General features: G+C 51.1%; 15 protein-coding genes. 5 read left to right on the top strand and 10 right to left on the bottom strand.

The features are described from left to right. Positions 1-89 precede the first annotated feature (89 nt). Positions 90-680, top strand: a complete 591-nt coding sequence (locus EDI28_RS16590) for a TetR/AcrR family transcriptional regulator (protein WP_128785009.1) — start codon at positions 90-92, stop codon at positions 678-680. Between the two features lie 71 nt (positions 681-751). Here the strand turns inward: EDI28_RS16590 and EDI28_RS16585 are convergent, their stop codons facing one another. The 3 genes from EDI28_RS16585 to ftnA form a co-directional block, all read right to left on the bottom strand. Continuing rightward, positions 752-1,939 (bottom strand): BaiN/RdsA family NAD(P)/FAD-dependent oxidoreductase, encoded by a 1,188-nt coding sequence (locus tag EDI28_RS16585; protein ID WP_128785008.1) that lies wholly within the window; start codon positions 1,937-1,939, stop codon positions 752-754. Positions 1,940-2,114: 175 nt separating this feature from the next. Further along, entirely contained in the window at positions 2,115-2,456 is a 342-nt protein-coding gene (uspB, locus tag EDI28_RS16580; protein ID WP_164918581.1) for a universal stress protein UspB, read from the bottom strand. A 74-nt stretch (positions 2,457-2,530) separates the two neighbouring features. Beyond that, positions 2,531-3,058 (bottom strand): non-heme ferritin, encoded by a 528-nt coding sequence (gene ftnA / locus EDI28_RS16575; protein WP_128785007.1) that lies wholly within the window; start codon positions 3,056-3,058, stop codon positions 2,531-2,533. A 219-nt stretch (positions 3,059-3,277) separates the two neighbouring features. On the opposite strand from ftnA, the gene EDI28_RS16570 reads away from it, so the two are divergent. Both EDI28_RS16570 and EDI28_RS16565 read left to right on the top strand, forming a co-directional pair. Continuing rightward, complete coding sequence (locus EDI28_RS16570) at positions 3,278-3,700, top strand: universal stress protein (RefSeq protein ID WP_128785006.1); 423 nt, start codon at positions 3,278-3,280, stop codon at positions 3,698-3,700. Between the two features lie 151 nt (positions 3,701-3,851). Further along, on the top strand, positions 3,852-4,724 hold the full coding sequence (locus EDI28_RS16565) for a carboxylate/amino acid/amine transporter (RefSeq protein ID WP_128785005.1): 873 nt from the start codon (positions 3,852-3,854) through the stop codon (positions 4,722-4,724). Between the two features lie 87 nt (positions 4,725-4,811). On the opposite strand, the gene fre is transcribed toward EDI28_RS16565, so the two are convergent. From fre to trxA, 6 genes are all read right to left on the bottom strand, one after another. Next, positions 4,812-5,522 carry an NAD(P)H-flavin reductase gene (gene fre, locus EDI28_RS16560; protein ID WP_128785004.1) on the bottom strand — a complete coding sequence of 237 codons (711 nt, stop codon included), beginning with the start codon at positions 5,520-5,522 and terminating at the stop codon, positions 4,812-4,814. A gap of 9 nt (positions 5,523-5,531) precedes the next feature. Then, positions 5,532-5,795 (bottom strand): 2Fe-2S iron-sulfur cluster-binding protein, encoded by a 264-nt coding sequence (locus tag EDI28_RS16555; RefSeq protein ID WP_128785187.1) that lies wholly within the window; start codon positions 5,793-5,795, stop codon positions 5,532-5,534. Between the two features lie 54 nt (positions 5,796-5,849). After that, complete coding sequence (gene ubiD, locus EDI28_RS16550) at positions 5,850-7,745, bottom strand: 4-hydroxy-3-polyprenylbenzoate decarboxylase (protein WP_128785003.1); 1,896 nt, start codon at positions 7,743-7,745, stop codon at positions 5,850-5,852. A gap of 138 nt (positions 7,746-7,883) precedes the next feature. After that, the gene (locus tag EDI28_RS16545) at positions 7,884-8,879 is read right to left on the bottom strand and encodes a hypothetical protein (RefSeq protein WP_233353434.1); all 996 of its coding nucleotides are present in this window, start codon (positions 8,877-8,879) and stop codon (positions 7,884-7,886) included. Positions 8,880-9,109: 230 nt separating this feature from the next. Then, positions 9,110-10,372, bottom strand: a complete 1,263-nt coding sequence (gene rho, locus EDI28_RS16540; RefSeq protein ID WP_128785001.1) for a transcription termination factor Rho — start codon at positions 10,370-10,372, stop codon at positions 9,110-9,112. Positions 10,373-10,570: 198 nt separating this feature from the next. Then, entirely contained in the window at positions 10,571-10,897 is a 327-nt protein-coding gene (gene trxA, locus EDI28_RS16535; RefSeq protein ID WP_128785000.1) for a thioredoxin TrxA, read from the bottom strand. Positions 10,898-11,010: 113 nt separating this feature from the next. On the opposite strand from trxA, the gene rhlB reads away from it, so the two are divergent. Beyond that, the gene (gene rhlB, locus EDI28_RS16530) at positions 11,011-12,321 is read left to right on the top strand and encodes an ATP-dependent RNA helicase RhlB (RefSeq protein WP_128784999.1); all 1,311 of its coding nucleotides are present in this window, start codon (positions 11,011-11,013) and stop codon (positions 12,319-12,321) included. A 9-nt stretch (positions 12,322-12,330) separates the two neighbouring features. After that, entirely contained in the window at positions 12,331-13,821 is a 1,491-nt protein-coding gene (gene gppA / locus EDI28_RS16525; protein ID WP_128784998.1) for a guanosine-5'-triphosphate,3'-diphosphate diphosphatase, read from the top strand. Positions 13,822-14,041: 220 nt separating this feature from the next. Here gppA and prlC read toward each other — a convergent pair whose 3' ends face one another. After that, a complete protein-coding gene (prlC, locus tag EDI28_RS16520) occupies positions 14,042-16,084 on the bottom strand; it encodes an oligopeptidase A (RefSeq protein WP_128784997.1) in 2,043 nt (680 codons plus the stop codon). Positions 16,085-16,105 lie beyond the last annotated feature (21 nt).

Genomic DNA, 16,105 nt, shown 5'->3' with positions numbered 1-16,105 from the left:
CCTTCCCGGCAACCCACACAGGAGCGCCGGGACTATCCTTGATATAATTGCAAACAGCAAGCGCGTAAGCACCGAGTCTAGAAACCAATATGCCAAAGACCAAAAAACAGAACATTCTCGACGCCGCCCTGAGCTTATTTGTCCGGCACGGCATTCAGGCTACCTCGACGGCCAGTATTGCCCAGCTGGCGAATGTCGCAACCGGCACCCTGTTTCACCATTTTGCCAGCAAACAGATCTTAATCATTACCCTGTATAGCGAAGTCAAAACCGAGCTAGGTCTGGCCATGCAGCTTCAGCAAGAGCACGAGGATATTCAGCATCAAATACGCCATTTCTGGCAGCAAGCCCTGCAGTGGGCGCAGCAAAACCCCGATAAACTGCAGTTCATGCAGCAAGTCGCCCACGATCCGACATTTGGGTTCAGCCAGCATCAGGAGTTAATGGCAGCATCAATGGCCTTCTTGATTGAGCAGTTCAAACAGGCACAGCAACAGCACCGGCTTGCACCGCTGCCACTCGAGCTGGTGCTCAATTTCTGCCACAGCCATTTTCTGGCAACTGCCAATCTGTTTGCCGAGCGCCCGGACTTAGCTGGCCAGCCCGAATATCAGGAGGGGGCATTTCAGATTTTATGGCAGGCCCTATCGCCCATTGGCGACAGTAAATCATTGCCGTAGCAGAGGCGGCGAGCGATACAGAAACAAAAAACGGGAGCTATGCTCCCGTTATTTATTTCCGTGTTTTTTAATCAGGCATGCTGCCCGGCAACAAAACCCGAGCTCCAGGCCCACTGGAAGTTATAACCACCGAGCCAGCCGCTGACATCCATTACCTCGCCGACAAAATACAGCCCTGGAACCTGCTTGGCGGCCATCGTCTTCGATGACAGCTCGTTGGTATCGACCCCGCCCAGCGTCACTTCGGCAGTACGGTAGCCTTCAGTGCCGTTCGGGCCAATTTGCCACAGGTGGAAGTAGGCGGCTATCGCCGCGATATCTTTCGGGTTGAACTGTTTCAGCGGCTTGTCCTGGATATCACCACGGTCAATCAACACTTCAATTAGACGCTTTGGCAACAAGCGCGACAATGAGTTCTTCAGGCTCTGGTTCGGGTGGTTTTCGCGCATGGCTACAAGCGTTTCGACAAGATCCAAATCCGGCAACAAATCAACCGTCACCTTCTGACCCGGCGTCCAGTATGAAGAAATTTGCAGGATCACCGGACCGGACAAACCACGATGGGTAAACAACAGGTTTTCCTTGAAATTCGTACCGTCTTCAGCCTCGACAGCCGCCGGGATCGCAATCCCCGACAGTTCCGCGTAGGCCTCTTTTTCTTCCTTGTGCAAAGTAAAAGGAACCAATCCAGCAGTCGTCGGTACCACCTTTAGGCCAAACTGCTCGGCAACCTGATAACCAAACGGAGTTGCACCCAGCTTCGGCATCGACAGGCCGCCGGTAGCAATAACCAGTGATTGGCATTCCACTATCGTGGTGTTTAGCTTGAGGGTGAAACCAGTTTCGGTCTTACTGATATCATGAACATCGCAACGGTAACGCTGCTCAATCGTCGGCTGATCACACTCTGCCAACAGCATACTTACGATATCCTTGGCAGAATCTTCACAAAATAGCTGGCCGTGCTCACGCTCTTCATAGGCAATTTCATGCTTGGCGACCATGGCAATAAAATCCCACTGGGTATACTGGGACAGTGCAGACTTAACAAAGTGGGGGTTTCGGCAGACATAATTATTGGCTGCAACATCATAATTGGTAAAGTTACAGCGGCCACCACCGGAGATCAGAATTTTTCGTCCCGGCTTTTTGCCATGATCAACCACCAGCACCGAACGACCGCGCTTGCCGGCCTCTGCCGCGCACATCAACCCTGCAGCGCCTGCACCTATCACCACCACATCAAACTTGTCTGCCATTTCAGTACCGTTTTCGCTAACCTGTTATTCCACTTTGCTATTTATGCAGAGCAATGAAAAAGGGATGCCAGAGCCAAGCGGCCTGCATCCCTCAAAACCGAGGCTATTCTACCTACCCCGGAGCTGAATACCAAATTCAATCCCTATTCGTCATGTCACCACAGGCCCCTCCGCGCTACACGCCCAGGTAGGCCACGACAAAGATTGCAATAAAGAAAACCATCAGATAGGTACTTGCCAGAATAAACAGCTTGCGGACTTTGACGCACTTGTCCATGAACACCGGATCATGGTGATTCTGGTATTGCTGGCTGCGAATATAGTGAAACAGGCGAATTTGCTTGGTGACATTGCCTTGGGAAGAGAAAAAGCCCCGTCCGTCAACCTGTTGATAGAGAAGAGGATCGCACTCGCGCATCACCGCCAGCAGAGTACGTAGCGTACTGATATAGCGGGATACATTGACGACTGCAACCAAAAAGAGAGCGAATAAAAGTGCATCACCACTGATGTTCATAATAACCCCCGAACAACTGTACTCAGATGCTGGCCGGGCGATTCAAGGGCGTGCAGGCACGCCCTAGGCCATTGTTAGCCAGCCTGAGTATCCATTACCGATGTAGACTCAGCTTTTGCCATCGCGGCAAGATCTTTGTCGATGAAGAACAATGCTTTGCCATCCTCACCAACCAGCTCAATCTTATCCAAAATACCTTTAAACAACTTTTCTTCTTCGTGTTGCTCAGCAACATACCACTGTAAGAAGTTAAAGGTGGAGTAGTCCTGAGTTGTAAACGCGACATGAGCCAGTTTGTTAATTTTGTCGGTGATTAGCTGCTCGTGCTCATACGTTTCGCGGAAAACATCCCCCAGCGACAAGAACTCGTGCTTAGGCGCTTCAATCACACCCAGGATTGGCATCGCCCCCGTTTCACTCACGTAAGTGAATAGACGCTGCATGTGTTCCATTTCTTCTACAGCATGGGCACGCAGAAACTCAGCCGCTCCTTCAAATCCCTTGTCCTCACACCAAGCACTCATCTGTAGGTAAAGGTTAGAGGAAAAGAACTCCAAGTTGATTTGCTCGTTAAGTTTTTCAACCATTGCATGAGCTAACATCGCACTACTCCTATCTATTCTAGTGTATACCAATCTCACCGATCGGTATGAAATCGCCAATAACCCATTGTCACAATGCATAATTGAGAATGCAACTCAAAGAAATTCATTTATCACTATCACCGCACTCCCAAGCCTATCAGGATGGGATCTGGCCGATATTTTTCCGTTATACTCAGTGCTAGCATGGCTAAAAACATATGATAAGGAGTGCAATGTATGGCTTATAAACACATTCTGGTCGCAATAGATCTCTCTGATGATAGCTACACGCTGATAACTAAGGCAGCCCAGTTAGCCAAATCACTCGATGCAAAATTATCCCTTATCCATATTGATGTGAACTATGCCGAGCTCTATACCGGGCTAATCGACATCAATCTTTCCGAGGCGCAGCACCGCATGGCCGATGATGCACAAAAACAGCTGCAGTCACTGGCAGCCAAGGCCAATTATCCGGTGTCGCACACCTTGGTAGGCAGTGGCGATCTCAGCGACGAAATCTGCCATGCCATCAATGATATCGATGTTGAGCTGGTGGTATGCGGCCATCACCAGGACTTCTGGAGCAAGATCCTCTCTTCAGCCAAGCAGCTTATCAACCACACCCCGGTCGACCTTCTTATGGTCCCGTTGAAATAAGTCTTTTTTGATGCACTGCCGATCCGATCAAGGGAGCGCTCACCTGCCGTGAGCACTCCGGTGCTATACCCACACAAATTGACGATATTTCATCCCGCCGCTATCAGTTACACTATCCCTATTATTCAATGGAACTTAATTATTTATTCATATGGGATATTTGTCTGCTATTACCCTGCTATGGGCCTTCTCCTTCAGCCTGATCGGTGTTTATCTGGCAGGTCAGGTAGATGCCTGGTTTTCAGTCCTGACCCGAGTGGCGCTCGCAGCGTTGGTTTTCCTGCCGTTTTTGCGTAAACAGCACCTCCATCCAAAACTTGCCGTCAAATTAATGGTAGTCGGCGCTTTCCAGCTCGGGCTGATGTACTGCTTTTACTATCAGTCATTCCTCTACCTTAGTGTGCCGGAAGTTCTGCTATTTACGATTTTCACGCCGATTTATGTCACGCTGATCTACGATCTTCTGCACAAACAATTTTCTGCCTGGTATCTGATAACGGCCGCCATTGCCGTATTGGGTGCGGCCGTTATCAAGTTTGAGGGGATCAACGAGAATTTCATCATTGGCTTTTTCATCGTCCAGGGTGCCAATCTGTGTTTTGCCATCGGCCAGGTCGGCTACAAGCGGATCATGGAGCAGGAAAACGCCGAATTACCGCAACACACGGTGTTTGGTCTGTTCTACCTCGGAGCCATTTGCGTTGCCCTGCCAATGTTCCTGCTGTTTGGTAACCTAGACAAATTACCAAGCACCAACAGCCAGTGGGGCATCCTGATCTACCTTGGTACGATTGCTTCCGGCCTGGGTTATTTCATCTGGAACAAGGGGGCGACGATGGTTAACACCGGGGCTTTGGCGATCATGAATAATGCACTGGTTCCGGCTGGGCTGATAGTCAATATTGTCATTTGGAACCGCGACGTCGACTACCCGCGCCTGATCATTGGCGGAGCGATCATCATGGCCTCGCTGTGGTTCAATGAGACATGGGTGAAGCGGAAAGTTGAGCTGGCGAGAGCATAACGCCAGAATTGAGAATCTAGATTCGAGTAACAAGAAATAAAAAAAGGCGAGACTGATGTCTCGCCTTTCGTCTTTTTCGTCTAGCCGCTAGATAAACGCAAAGGCATCAGCGAACATGCGATCGCGTTCGGCACCTTTCTCTGCAGTAAACTGCTCGCGTGCCGCGCCGGCCATTTCAAAACGACCGCACAGGTAGATATCATAGGACGACAGGCTGATGAAATCGTTGTTTACCGCTTCCAGTACATTGCCGACCTTGCCCTGCCAGTCTGCCGGTGCGGTTTCCACTACCGGTACATAGGTCAGGTTGCTGTACTGCTCTGCCAGTGCCTGCAGCTCATCATGGGCGTACAGCTGGCAAGCATCTCGGCCGCCCCAGTAAACGAAAATCGGCTGGCTCACACCACGGCTCAGGCAGTTATCTAGAATACTACGTACGTAAGAGAATCCTGTCCCCCCCGCAATCATCAGTAACGGCTTGTCGCTATCTTCGCGTACCCAGGCATCACCATGAGGCGCTTCAATCTCAAAAGGCTGGCCGCTTTCAAGCGCCGATTTCATCGCATTAACCACTTCAATGGCATACGGGTTATGTTCGGCGGCACCGATATGCAGCTCCAGTTCGCCTTCACGACACGGGCTGCTGGCAATCGAAAACGGACGCTTGTCTTTTTCGCCCATCACTGCCAGCAGGTACTGACCGGCTTTAAATTCTAATTGTTGCTCTGGCTGAAGCAGAATACGGTAGGTATTGCATGCGAGCGATTCAACTGACTTTACTTCACATTTAATAGACATTGTTTTCCTCTAGTCTAACTCTAATACCAAGTCACTTTTGGCTGTGGCCTGACAGGTAAAGATCCAACCTTCGGCTTGCTCTTTCTCAGTAAGCATAGGCTCAAGCTGGTAACTTATCTCGCCAGATAGCTTGCGACACAGACACATGGCGCATGCCCCGACCTGACACCGGTTAGGAAAAGCGACACCTGCGTTGAGCGCGGCCTGCAATACGGTTTCCTGCTCATCGGCAGCAAACGTAATATTATGAGGCAACAGGCGTACTTGGTGCATATGGTTGGTTACTCTCAGGGTGGCTAACATTGGCTGGCCCCCTGCTACATTTAATTAATCAAAAATACCCAGCGCATCCCAGATGGCGTCGACTCTGGCAACAATATCCGGATCTTTGCTAATAGGGGTGCCCCATTCACGCTCTGACTCACCCGGCCATTTGTTTGTCGCATCCAGGCCCATTTTCGAGCCGGAACCAACAACCGGAGAAACAAGGTCCGTCGAGTCAATTGGAGGATTGTCGATCAACAGGGTATCCCGGCTTGGATCCATCCGGGTGGTGATAGCCCAGATCACATCATTCCAGTCACGGACATTGACGTCATCGTCACAGACGATGATGAATTTAGTATTCACATGCTGGTCCAGCACCGACCAGATACCGTTCATGACACGCTGAGCATGGCCTGCAGCCGTTTTGGTGATAGCCACAATTGCCATCCCACAGCCATCCGCTTCCGACGGCAAGTAGCAATCAACCACCTCCGGAAACTGTTGCAAGACGGTACGGGTAAGCGCGTCACTATCAATCGATTCCGTTGACGGACGGGATGATACCGGCGTATTCGCGGTTTCGGCCTCCCATTTAACGGTTGCGTCCAGCCCCATCTTTGAACCAAGGCCCACCACCGGCGAGGCAAAGTCCAGCGAGTCAATCGGGGTATTGTCGATCATCACCGTATCACGCGAAGGCTCCATTCGTGTTGTCATCGCATGTACGACACTGTTCCAGTCTCGCGCGTTGACGTCGTCGTCACAGACAATCACAAACTTGGTATACATAAACTGGCGCAGGAATGACCACACGCCCATCATCACCCGCTTGGCATGGCCCGGATACTGCTTCTTCATGGTGACGACCGCCATCCGGTACGAACACCCTTCCGGTGGCAGATAGAAATCAACAATTTCTGGGAACTGCTTCTGCAAAATAGGCACAAACACTTCGTTCAGTGCAACACCCAGTACCGCAGGCTCATCGGGCGGACGGCCAGTGTAGGTACTGTGGTAGATAGGATCTTTACGCATCGTAATATGCGTAATAGTGAATACATGGTGGCGCTCGACCTCATTGTAGTAACCGGTGTGGTCGCCATAAGGACCTTCGTCGGCAAACTCTTCGGGATCGATATATCCTTCGAGAACAATTTCGGCACTGGCCGGAACTTCCAGCTCATTACTGATGCTTTTCACGACTTCCGTTTTGCTGCCACGCAGCAAACCGGCAAAAGCATATTCAGACAAAGTATCAGGAACCGGCGTCACCGCTCCCAGAATCGTGGCAGGATCGGCACCGAACGCCACGGAAACCGGAAACGGTTTGCCCGGATGGGCTTCCATCCAGTCCCGCAAATCCAATGCCCCGCCACGATGGGCAAGCCAGCGCATGATGATCTTGTTCTTGCCCAGCTTTTGCTGGCGATAAATCCCCAGGTTCTGGCGTTTTTTATTCGGCCCCTTGGTGACGGTCAGCCCCCAGGTAAGCAGCGGCGCGACATCGCCCGGCCAGCAGCTCATTACCGGAATTTTATCCAGATCGACCTCGTCACCTTCCCACACAACGTGCTGGCAAGGCGCTTTGCGCAGCCGCTTGGCCGGCATATTCAAAACCTGCTTGAACACGGGTAATTTATCGATAGCATCACGAAATCCGCGCGGCGGCTCGGGCTCTTTCAGGTAGGCCAATAACTCGCCGACTTCACGCAGCTCTTTGACATCCTGGCGGCCCATGCCCATCGCCACCCGTTCAGGGGTACCGTACAGGTTTGCCAGTATCGGCATATCGTAACCAACCGGGTTTTCAAACAGCAAAGCCGGTCCGCCGGCACGTAGCGTACGGTCACAAATTTCTGTGATTTCCTGATCAGGATCAACCGGCTGCTTAATTCGCTTTAGCTGGCCTTTTTGTTCCAGATACTCAATAAAGTCTCGCAGATCCTTGAATTTCATAGGCTCGCTGTTATCCACTATCCTAAACGCGCCAAATCCCGACGAGGTAATGTTACTTGTCGGGATCTGCAATTAAAGTGGCAACATTATAACGAGTTGTTAACTTGAACACACTGGAAAATCAGCCAAGCCGGAATATCAGGGTAATTTAGCCATCGCTGCTTTAAAGTTGTTCCGGACCACCTGGTTGCGGCTATCGGAGGCCAGCTGCTCCAGCCATTGGACATAGCCGTGCTGTGCCAGCTCATAGGCCACCATCTGGCCATCATCCACTTCATCAAGCTTTTCTCTCAAAAACTCTCTTGCAGTCAGCGGTAAAGGCTTGAGGGTAATTAAAGCTTTGTAAGCCAAGGGTTTCAAAGACGGGTTAACTGTGGCTGCTATTAACTGCTCAACAACATTAGGTACCGGAGCCTGGGCTGCCAAGCGATTCAATTCAGCCAAGCTGTATTGATCAGTACGACGCCGCCACAACAGGTGATACATCTGCTCGTCACCGGATGTTGCCGCCAAGCGAGCGATAACACCATTATCCGGCAACCACATCAATTTGGTGTCAGAGGTAAACTGCAGTATCAGTTTCGCGACAGCCTGCTCTGAGAGCTGCGGTAGGTGTTTAAGGAAAATATCTCGACGGGTCTTTTGAGTGCGCAGATCGCCTGTCAGCCAGGTAGACAACACTAAGTCACCGGCCTCGGCCTGACGCACCATATCCTGTGCCAGCAACATCTGCTGCCACTGCATCACCAGCCCACGGGCCTGGGCACCGTAATGAAATGCAGACTGGGTAACGAGATAGCCATCACCCTGCTCAACCACGGTAAAAGCAGGCTTTCTCTCGGCCTGCGCCTGGAGCCAGGTGGCCTTGGCCTGATCCAGCTCGCCGCTATCGACTGCATGCTGAACCAACTGGGCGCGTACGGCCTCCTGGTGCAATAGAGCCAACTGGGAAAGGTTAAACTCCAGCGCTCGAAAATCACTTCGATCATACAGTGTTGTCAGTGCCGCCACCCGGTTTTGCACCTGGGGAGAACTTGCAGCCAGCTTCACTTCTTGCACGGATACTTCAGCGGCCATAGCAGACTCTAAGCTGCCAGCCAGAAGTAACAACATCATGCACCATCCTTGTCGCATGTCACCTCCTTACGGTGAAGAACGCTTTCAATTGAGCGCTACAGCTTGCTCACCCTCCTGGTGCACAATCAGCTGCTAATCCTGCGCCTACAGTACCTCAATACAGTGATCAGCATCTACAATGAAATGTAATCGAATACTGTTTGATAGGATTATGCAGGATCTCTGCCCAATAAAAAACGCCACACAAGGTGGCGTTTCAGAAAACTGTGAGTTAGGCAGCTAAATTATTACTTCTGACGGCGCATCGCGTCAAAGAACTCATCATTGGTCTTGGTCATCGACAGTTTGTCGATCAAGAATTCCATACTGTCCGTTTCACTCATTGGGTGAACAATCTTACGCAGGATCCACATCTTCTGCAGCTCGTCAGCTTTCGCCAGCAGCTCTTCACGACGGGTACCCGAACGGTTGAAGTCAATTGCAGGGAATACACGCTTCTCGGCAATCTTACGCGACAGGTGCAGTTCCATGTTACCTGTACCCTTGAACTCTTCGTAGATAACTTCGTCCATCTTCGAACCAGTATCAACCAGTGCCGTTGCAATGATTGTCAGGCTACCGCCCTCTTCAACGTTACGTGCTGCACCGAAGAAACGCTTCGGACGGTGCAGGGCATTGGCGTCCACACCACCAGTCAGTACCTTGCCAGATGAAGGAACCACGGTGTTGTAGGCACGCGCCAGACGGGTGATAGAGTCAAGCAGGATAACCACATCTTTCTTGTGCTCAACAAGACGCTTCGCTTTCTCGATAACCATCTCTGCAACTTGTACGTGACGAGAAGCTGGCTCATCGAACGTTGATGCAATCACTTCGCCTTTGACCAAACGCTGCATCTCGGTTACTTCTTCCGGACGTTCGTCGATCAGCAATACCATCAGCTCACATTCAGGGTGATTGTAGGCAATGCTCTGGGCAATATTCTGCAGCAACATCGTTTTACCGGCTTTCGGCGGAGCCACGATAAGACCACGCTGGCCTTTACCGATTGGCGATGCCAAATCAAGTACACGTGCCGTAATATCTTCGGTTGAACCGTTACCACGTTCCATACGCATGCGATCGTTCGCGTGCAGTGGCGTCAGGTTTTCAAACAGAATCTTGTTACGCGCATTGTCCGGCTTGTCATAGTTGACTTCGTTAACTTTCAGCAGGGCAAAATAACGTTCGCCATCTTTGGGAGGACGGATCTTCCCGGCGATAGTATCACCAGTGCGAAGATTGAAACGGCGGATTTGGCTAGGAGAAACGTAGATGTCGTCGGGGCCGGCAAGGTAAGAGCTGTCTGCAGAGCGGAGGAAGCCGAAGCCATCTTGAAGTATCTCTAGAACACCATCGCCAAAAATGTCCTCACCACTTTTTGCGTGCTGTTTGAGAATCGAGAAGATGATGTCTTGTTTTCTCAAACGCGCTAGGTTTTCTAACCCTAAGCTTTCGCTCAGCGCAACCAACTTTGGAATAGGTTGGCTTTTCAGTTCAGTAAGATTCATAGTGGTGGGTTTCTTGTCAGTCAAAATCGGGGTTCTACGTTAGTTGAGATAGAGTTGACCAAAGGGGCAGGTCAAGGAATGAACAAATGTATATTTAACGTGCAATAAGTTAGCACTAAACACGCCATCCGTCTAGCATAGTCGGAAGTCAAACCATACACAACTGAGAAATTGCGTATGGTTTGGATAAGAGGTGGCTTATAGGTTCGCGTCCAGGAACTCTTTAAGCTGGCTCTTAGACAGTGCGCCTACTTTAGTAGCTGCCACACCGCCGTCTTTAAACAGCAGCAGTGTTGGAATACCACGGATGCCGAACTTAGGCGGCGTTGCTGAATTCTGATCGATATTTAGTTTGCCGATCGTCAGCTTACCTTCGTATTCATCCGCGATTTCGTCAAGAATTGGGGCAATCATTTTACATGGGCCACACCATTCAGCCCAAAAATCGACTAATACAGGGCCCGCTGCGCTAATCACGTCGTCATCAAAACTTGCGTCTGTCAGCTGCACAATCTTGTCGCTCATCTTCCACTCCAATGGTTGATTTTCTTGGCTGATTTTATTTTAACCAGCAAATCGTTGCCCTATTTGAATGGAATCCGTTTCGTATTGCAACCCTAAGCTGATATTCTATACGAATGAAGACGACTCACATCACAGAGCAGAAATTTGCCGACCTGGGTTTAGACCCTAGGGTTTTACAAGGATTGGAAACAAAAGGTTTCCATAATTGTACACCTATCCAGGCGCAGGCATTGCCGGTAGTGCTCACCGGCCGAGACATTGCAGGTCAGGCTCAAACAGGTACGGGAAAAACCCTGGCCTTCCTGACAGCGACTTTTAACTATTTGTTACTCAATCCGGCTTCGGAGGAACGCAAAACCAACCATCCTCGTGCCATTATTATGGCACCTACACGCGAATTGGCGATCCAGATTTACAACGATGCCAAACCGCTGCTCGAAAGCACTGGGCTTAAAGCTGGCCTGGCATACGGCGGTGAAGCGTATGAGAAACAACAAAAAACACTGGAAGCTGGTGTTGATATCCTGATCGGCACCTGCGGCCGTATTATCGATTTCTATAAGCAACGTGTTATCGATCTGGCTTCTATTCAGGTTGTTGTACTCGACGAAGCCGATCGAATGTTCGATCTGGGTTTTATTAAAGATATCCGCTTTTTGTTCCGTCGCATGCCGATGCCTAAAGCTCGACTGAACATGCTGTTCTCGGCGACATTGTCATACCGGGTAAAAGAGCTGGCTTTCGAGCATATGAATAACCCTGAAAGTGTCGTTGTCGAACCGGAGCAGAAAACTGGCCACCGTATTCAGGAAGAACTGTTCTACCCGTCAAATCAGGACAAGATGCGTCTGCTGCAGACCCTGATTGAAGAAGAATGGCCAGATCGCGCCATTATTTTTGCCAATACCAAGCACCGCTGTGAAAGTATCTGGGCCCATTTGGCGGCCGACAAGCACCGCGTAGGCCTGCTAACCGGTGATGTACCGCAGAAGAAGCGTGTTCGTATTCTGGAACAGTTTACCCAGGGCGAAATTGATGTTCTGGTTGCAACGGATGTTGCCGCCCGAGGCCTTCATATTCCTCAGGTGACGCACGTATTCAACTACGATCTCCCTGACGATGCAGAAGACTATGTCCACCGTATTGGCCGTACTGGCCGTGCCGGTGAGAGTGGTCACTCTATCAGCTTTGCCTGTGAACAATATGCAATCAATCTTCCGGCCATCGAGACCTATATTGAGCATCCTATTCCACTATCCAAGTACGATGGTGAAGCTCTGCTAGACGATCTACCCGCTCCGGTAAGCGTTCCTCGCTCACCACGCCAGGGCGGAAACCGTCGCAATAGTTCATCACGCCAGGGTCAGGGCCAGTCGCGTCAGCGCAATAACCGCCGCCGCCCGCAGCACCAAAAACAACAGTAAGATATGCCGATGGAAAGAACAGTATCACCTCTGTACGCCGCGATTGATTTGGGTTCGAACAGCTTTCATATGTGGATTGTGCGGGAAGTCGCCGGCAGTGTGCAGACACTGGCCAAAATTAAGCGCAAAGTCCGCCTTGCCGCAGGCCTCAACAGCCAGAACGAGCTGAGTGAAGAAGCCATGCAGCGTGGGTGGGACTGCCTAAGCCTGTTTGCAGAAAGGCTGCAGGATATCCCCACCGACAAAATCCGTATTGTCGGAACCGCAGCGCTGCGTACAGCCGTGAATGCAGATACTTTTCTTTCTAAGGCCAAGGATATTCTTGGCCATCGCGTCGAGATCATCCCCGGTGAAGAAGAAGCCAGGATCATCTACCAGGGGGTAGCCCACACCTCCGGCGGATGCGGCAAACGCTTGGTCGTCGATATCGGCGGTGCCAGTACCGAAGTGATTATCGGCGAAGGCTTTGATGCCAGCGCCCTGACAAGCCTGAAGATCGGCTGTGTCACCTGGCTGGAGCGTTATTTCAAAGATCGTTACCTGACGGCAGAAAACTTTGACGCGGCAATCAATGCAGCAAAAAGTGCGATTGAGCCAATTGTCGAGCCCTACCACAAACTTGGCTGGGAAACCTGCGTAGGTGCCAGTGGTACGGTTCAGGCACTACAGGAAATTATGCTGGCCCAGGGGATGGATGAAATCATCACCTTGCAAAAGCTCAAGCGCATGCAGCGACAGGCAATGCAATATGAGCGCCTGGAAGATCTTGATATCGAAGGGCTGACTCTGGAGAGAGCCTTGGTTTTCCCGAGCGGCCTATCGATCCTGATTGCTATTTTCGAATCGCTGAACATCCAATCGATGACTCTGGCCGGCGGTGCCCTCCGCGAGGGTATGGTTTACGAGATGATGAGCCAAATGCGCCATCACGATGTACGTGAACGTACCCTAATAAGCCTGCAGGCCCGCTTCCAGCTGGATACCAAGCATGCCGATGCCGTTACTCAAACTGCAATGTCACTCTTAAATAGCTGTGAGCAAGTGTGGCAATTAGAGCCACAGGCAAAATACCTGCTCAATGCGAGTGCTACCTTGCATGAAATCGGCACCAGTATCGAGTTCAAGAAAAGTGGTGAGCACGCCGCCTACCTAATCAATAACATTGATCTACCAGGCTTTACCCGTGCCCAAAAGCACCTGATTGCCGAGTTGCTTCGTCGCTTCCGCGAACAGCTGACCAGCTTGCCGGAACAGCATGCTCTCTCGGCCCAAAGTGCAGCACGCATTCTACGCCTGCTGCGCCTGGCCGTGATCCTGTGCCACCGTCGTGACCACAACCACCAGCCGCCGTTCACGCTGACAATAGATGACAGCAAGCTGACCCTAGCCCTGCCCGCGCTTTGGCTCAATGCCAATCCGCTCACCAAGGCGGAGTTGCAGCAAGAAGCTGTCCGCCAGACGGATATGGGCTGGCCTTTGGTCATTGACCAAAACGAATAACACTGCTTTTTGCAACACCGCTCGATCAAAAAAGGCTCCCTCGGGAGCCTTTTTATTATCTATGATAATCACGTGACTGATTCAGCAACACAATAACTCTAATTGCCTTCTATGGCGCAGGAATTTCGTTCCAGAGCTAAGAAGGCGCGCGGAGTTGATGCCTATCAATGAGCACGCCCGATAACGCTATGGAACAAAATAACCAGCCAGAGATCGCAATTTACCCTGTGATGCCGGAATGACGGAGTAAAGCATCTATTTTCGGCTCACGGCCACGGAAGCGTTTGAACAATGCCATCGGCTCCTCGCTACCACCACGCTCGAGAATACAGTCGAGGAAGTCGGCACCGGTCCTAGTGTTGAAAATACCCTCTTCCTCAAACCGCGAGTAGGCATCAGACGATAGTACCTCGGCCCATAGATAACTGTAGTAGCCCGCACTGTAGCCACCGGCAAAAATATGACTGAAGCTATTAGGGAAACGGCCCCATTCCGGGCTTGGTACTACCGATACCCGGGACTTGATATCGAATAACGTATCAAGCACCTGAGCGCCGATTTCCGGGTCGTAATTGCTATATAGGGTAAAATCGAACAAGCCGAACTCCAACTGGCGCAGGATACCCATCGCCGAATGAAAGTTCTTTGCATCCAGCATTTTATCCAGCATTTCTTTCGGCAAGGCTTCACCGCTCTCATGGTGGCCGGAGATAAATGCCAGGGCTTCTTCTTCCCAGCACCAGTTTTCCAGAAACTGACTTGGCAGCTCGACCGCATCCCATGGAACACCGTTGATCCCGGAGACGGCTGGAGCATCAACCTGGGTCAGCATATGGTGGATACCGTGACCCGTTTCATGGAATAGGGTCACGACTTCATCATGGGTAAACAGAGCAGGCTTGTCACCGATTGGCTTGTTGAAGTTACAGGTCAGGTAGGCCACAGGCTTTTGCAGGCTACCGTCGGTGCAGGTACGACGCACCATGCACTCATCCATCCAGGATCCGCCACGCTTGTGCTCACGCGCGTAGAGATCAAGATAGAAGCTGCCTCGTAGCTCACCCGATGCATCAAAAATATCGTAGAAGCTCACGCTGCTATCCCAGACATCAACTCCGTCACGCGGCTTCACGTCCATTCCGAAGACTCGCTTGAGAACCTCAAACAGGCCAGCAACGACTTTGTGTTCAGGAAAGTACGGACGCAGTTGTTCGTCAGAAATACTGTAGCGATGCTGCTTGAGCTTCTCGGAATAGAAAGCAAAGTCCCAAGGCTCCAGATCCGCTGCACCGAATTCAGAAGCAGCATAATCACGTAGCTCGGCAACTTCACGCTCTCCCTGTGGCTTGGTACGGGAGGCCAAATCATTCAAAAAGCCCAGTACCTGATCCGGCGTTTCTGCCATCTTGGTCGCCAGGGATTTTTCGCTGTAGGAACCAAAGCCCAACAGGCGAGCCAGTTCATGACTCAGCTTCAGCTTCTCAGAAATGATATCGGTGTTATCCCACTTTCCTGCATTAGGGCCGCGATCAGAAGCTCGGGTGACGAAAGCCTCATACATTTCCTGACGTAGTTCGCGGTTCTCACAGTAGGTCATTACCGGCAGGTAAGATGGAATTTCCAGGGTAAACAAATACCCCTTCTGCGCTTTCGCTTCGGCGGCCGCCTGTGCCGCTTGCAGGGCAGATTCTGGTAAACCTCCGAGATCGGCTTCATCACCTACCAGCTTGCTCCAGCCCATCGTGGCATCAAGCACATTATTGCTGAAAGTCGACGCCAGCTCCGACAGGCGCTTGCTGATCTCGCCATAACGGTGTTGATCAGCTGCCGGCAAGCCAATGCCCGACAGTTCAAACTCTTTCAGTGCATCAGTGATAGATTTTTGCTGTGCCTGCGTCAGCTGGCCAAAGCTATCAGCGGCTTTAATGGCTTTGTACGCCTCGTAAAGCCCTTTGTGCTGACCAACCCAGGTGCCGTAATCAGATAGAATAGGCAGGCAGCTTTCATACGCCTCACGCAGCTCGTTACTGTTCTTTACCGCATTCAAATGACCAACCGGCGACCAGATCCGGCTCAAGCGATCATCGGTCTCGGCCAGCGGAGCACAGATTGTCTCCCAGCTTGGCGCAGCTTCGTTGGCTATTACAGCCTCGACATTGGCACGGCAGTCAGCGATTGCCTGCTCAACAGCAGGTTTTATATGTTCAGGCTTGATCTGGGAGAACGGAGGCAGATCCGTCATGGTTAATAGTGGGTTCGTCATGCGCTAATCCTTAATTCTTCT

The organism is Photobacterium chitinilyticum, from assembly GCF_004104355.1.
Lineage (GTDB): Bacteria > Pseudomonadota > Gammaproteobacteria > Enterobacterales > Vibrionaceae > Photobacterium > Photobacterium chitinilyticum.
This window is presented reverse-complemented; position numbering and strand designations above follow the sequence as displayed.

Coding starts and splice junctions, on each gene's coding strand:
- rho (WP_128785001.1), bottom strand. CDS start 10,372: ATGAATCTTACTGAACTGAAAAGCCAACCTATTCCAAAGTTGGTTGCG.
- EDI28_RS16545 (WP_233353434.1), bottom strand. CDS start 8,879: ATGCGACAAGGATGGTGCATGATGTTGTTACTTCTGGCTGGCAGCTTA.
- ubiD (WP_128785003.1), bottom strand. CDS start 7,745: ATGAAATTCAAGGATCTGCGAGACTTTATTGAGTATCTGGAACAAAAA.
- EDI28_RS16565 (WP_128785005.1), top strand. CDS start 3,852: ATGGGATATTTGTCTGCTATTACCCTGCTATGGGCCTTCTCCTTCAGC.
- trxA (WP_128785000.1), bottom strand. CDS start 10,897: ATGAGCGACAAGATTGTGCAGCTGACAGACGCAAGTTTTGATGACGAC.
- prlC (WP_128784997.1), bottom strand. CDS start 16,084: ATGACGAACCCACTATTAACCATGACGGATCTGCCTCCGTTCTCCCAG.
- EDI28_RS16590 (WP_128785009.1), top strand. CDS start 90: ATGCCAAAGACCAAAAAACAGAACATTCTCGACGCCGCCCTGAGCTTA.
- rhlB (WP_128784999.1), top strand. CDS start 11,011: ATGAAGACGACTCACATCACAGAGCAGAAATTTGCCGACCTGGGTTTA.
- uspB (WP_164918581.1), bottom strand. CDS start 2,456: ATGAACATCAGTGGTGATGCACTTTTATTCGCTCTCTTTTTGGTTGCA.
- fre (WP_128785004.1), bottom strand. CDS start 5,522: ATGTCTATTAAATGTGAAGTAAAGTCAGTTGAATCGCTCGCATGCAAT.
- EDI28_RS16570 (WP_128785006.1), top strand. CDS start 3,278: ATGGCTTATAAACACATTCTGGTCGCAATAGATCTCTCTGATGATAGC.
- EDI28_RS16585 (WP_128785008.1), bottom strand. CDS start 1,939: ATGGCAGACAAGTTTGATGTGGTGGTGATAGGTGCAGGCGCTGCAGGG.
- gppA (WP_128784998.1), top strand. CDS start 12,331: ATGGAAAGAACAGTATCACCTCTGTACGCCGCGATTGATTTGGGTTCG.
- ftnA (WP_128785007.1), bottom strand. CDS start 3,058: ATGTTAGCTCATGCAATGGTTGAAAAACTTAACGAGCAAATCAACTTG.
- EDI28_RS16555 (WP_128785187.1), bottom strand. CDS start 5,795: ATGCACCAAGTACGCCTGTTGCCTCATAATATTACGTTTGCTGCCGAT.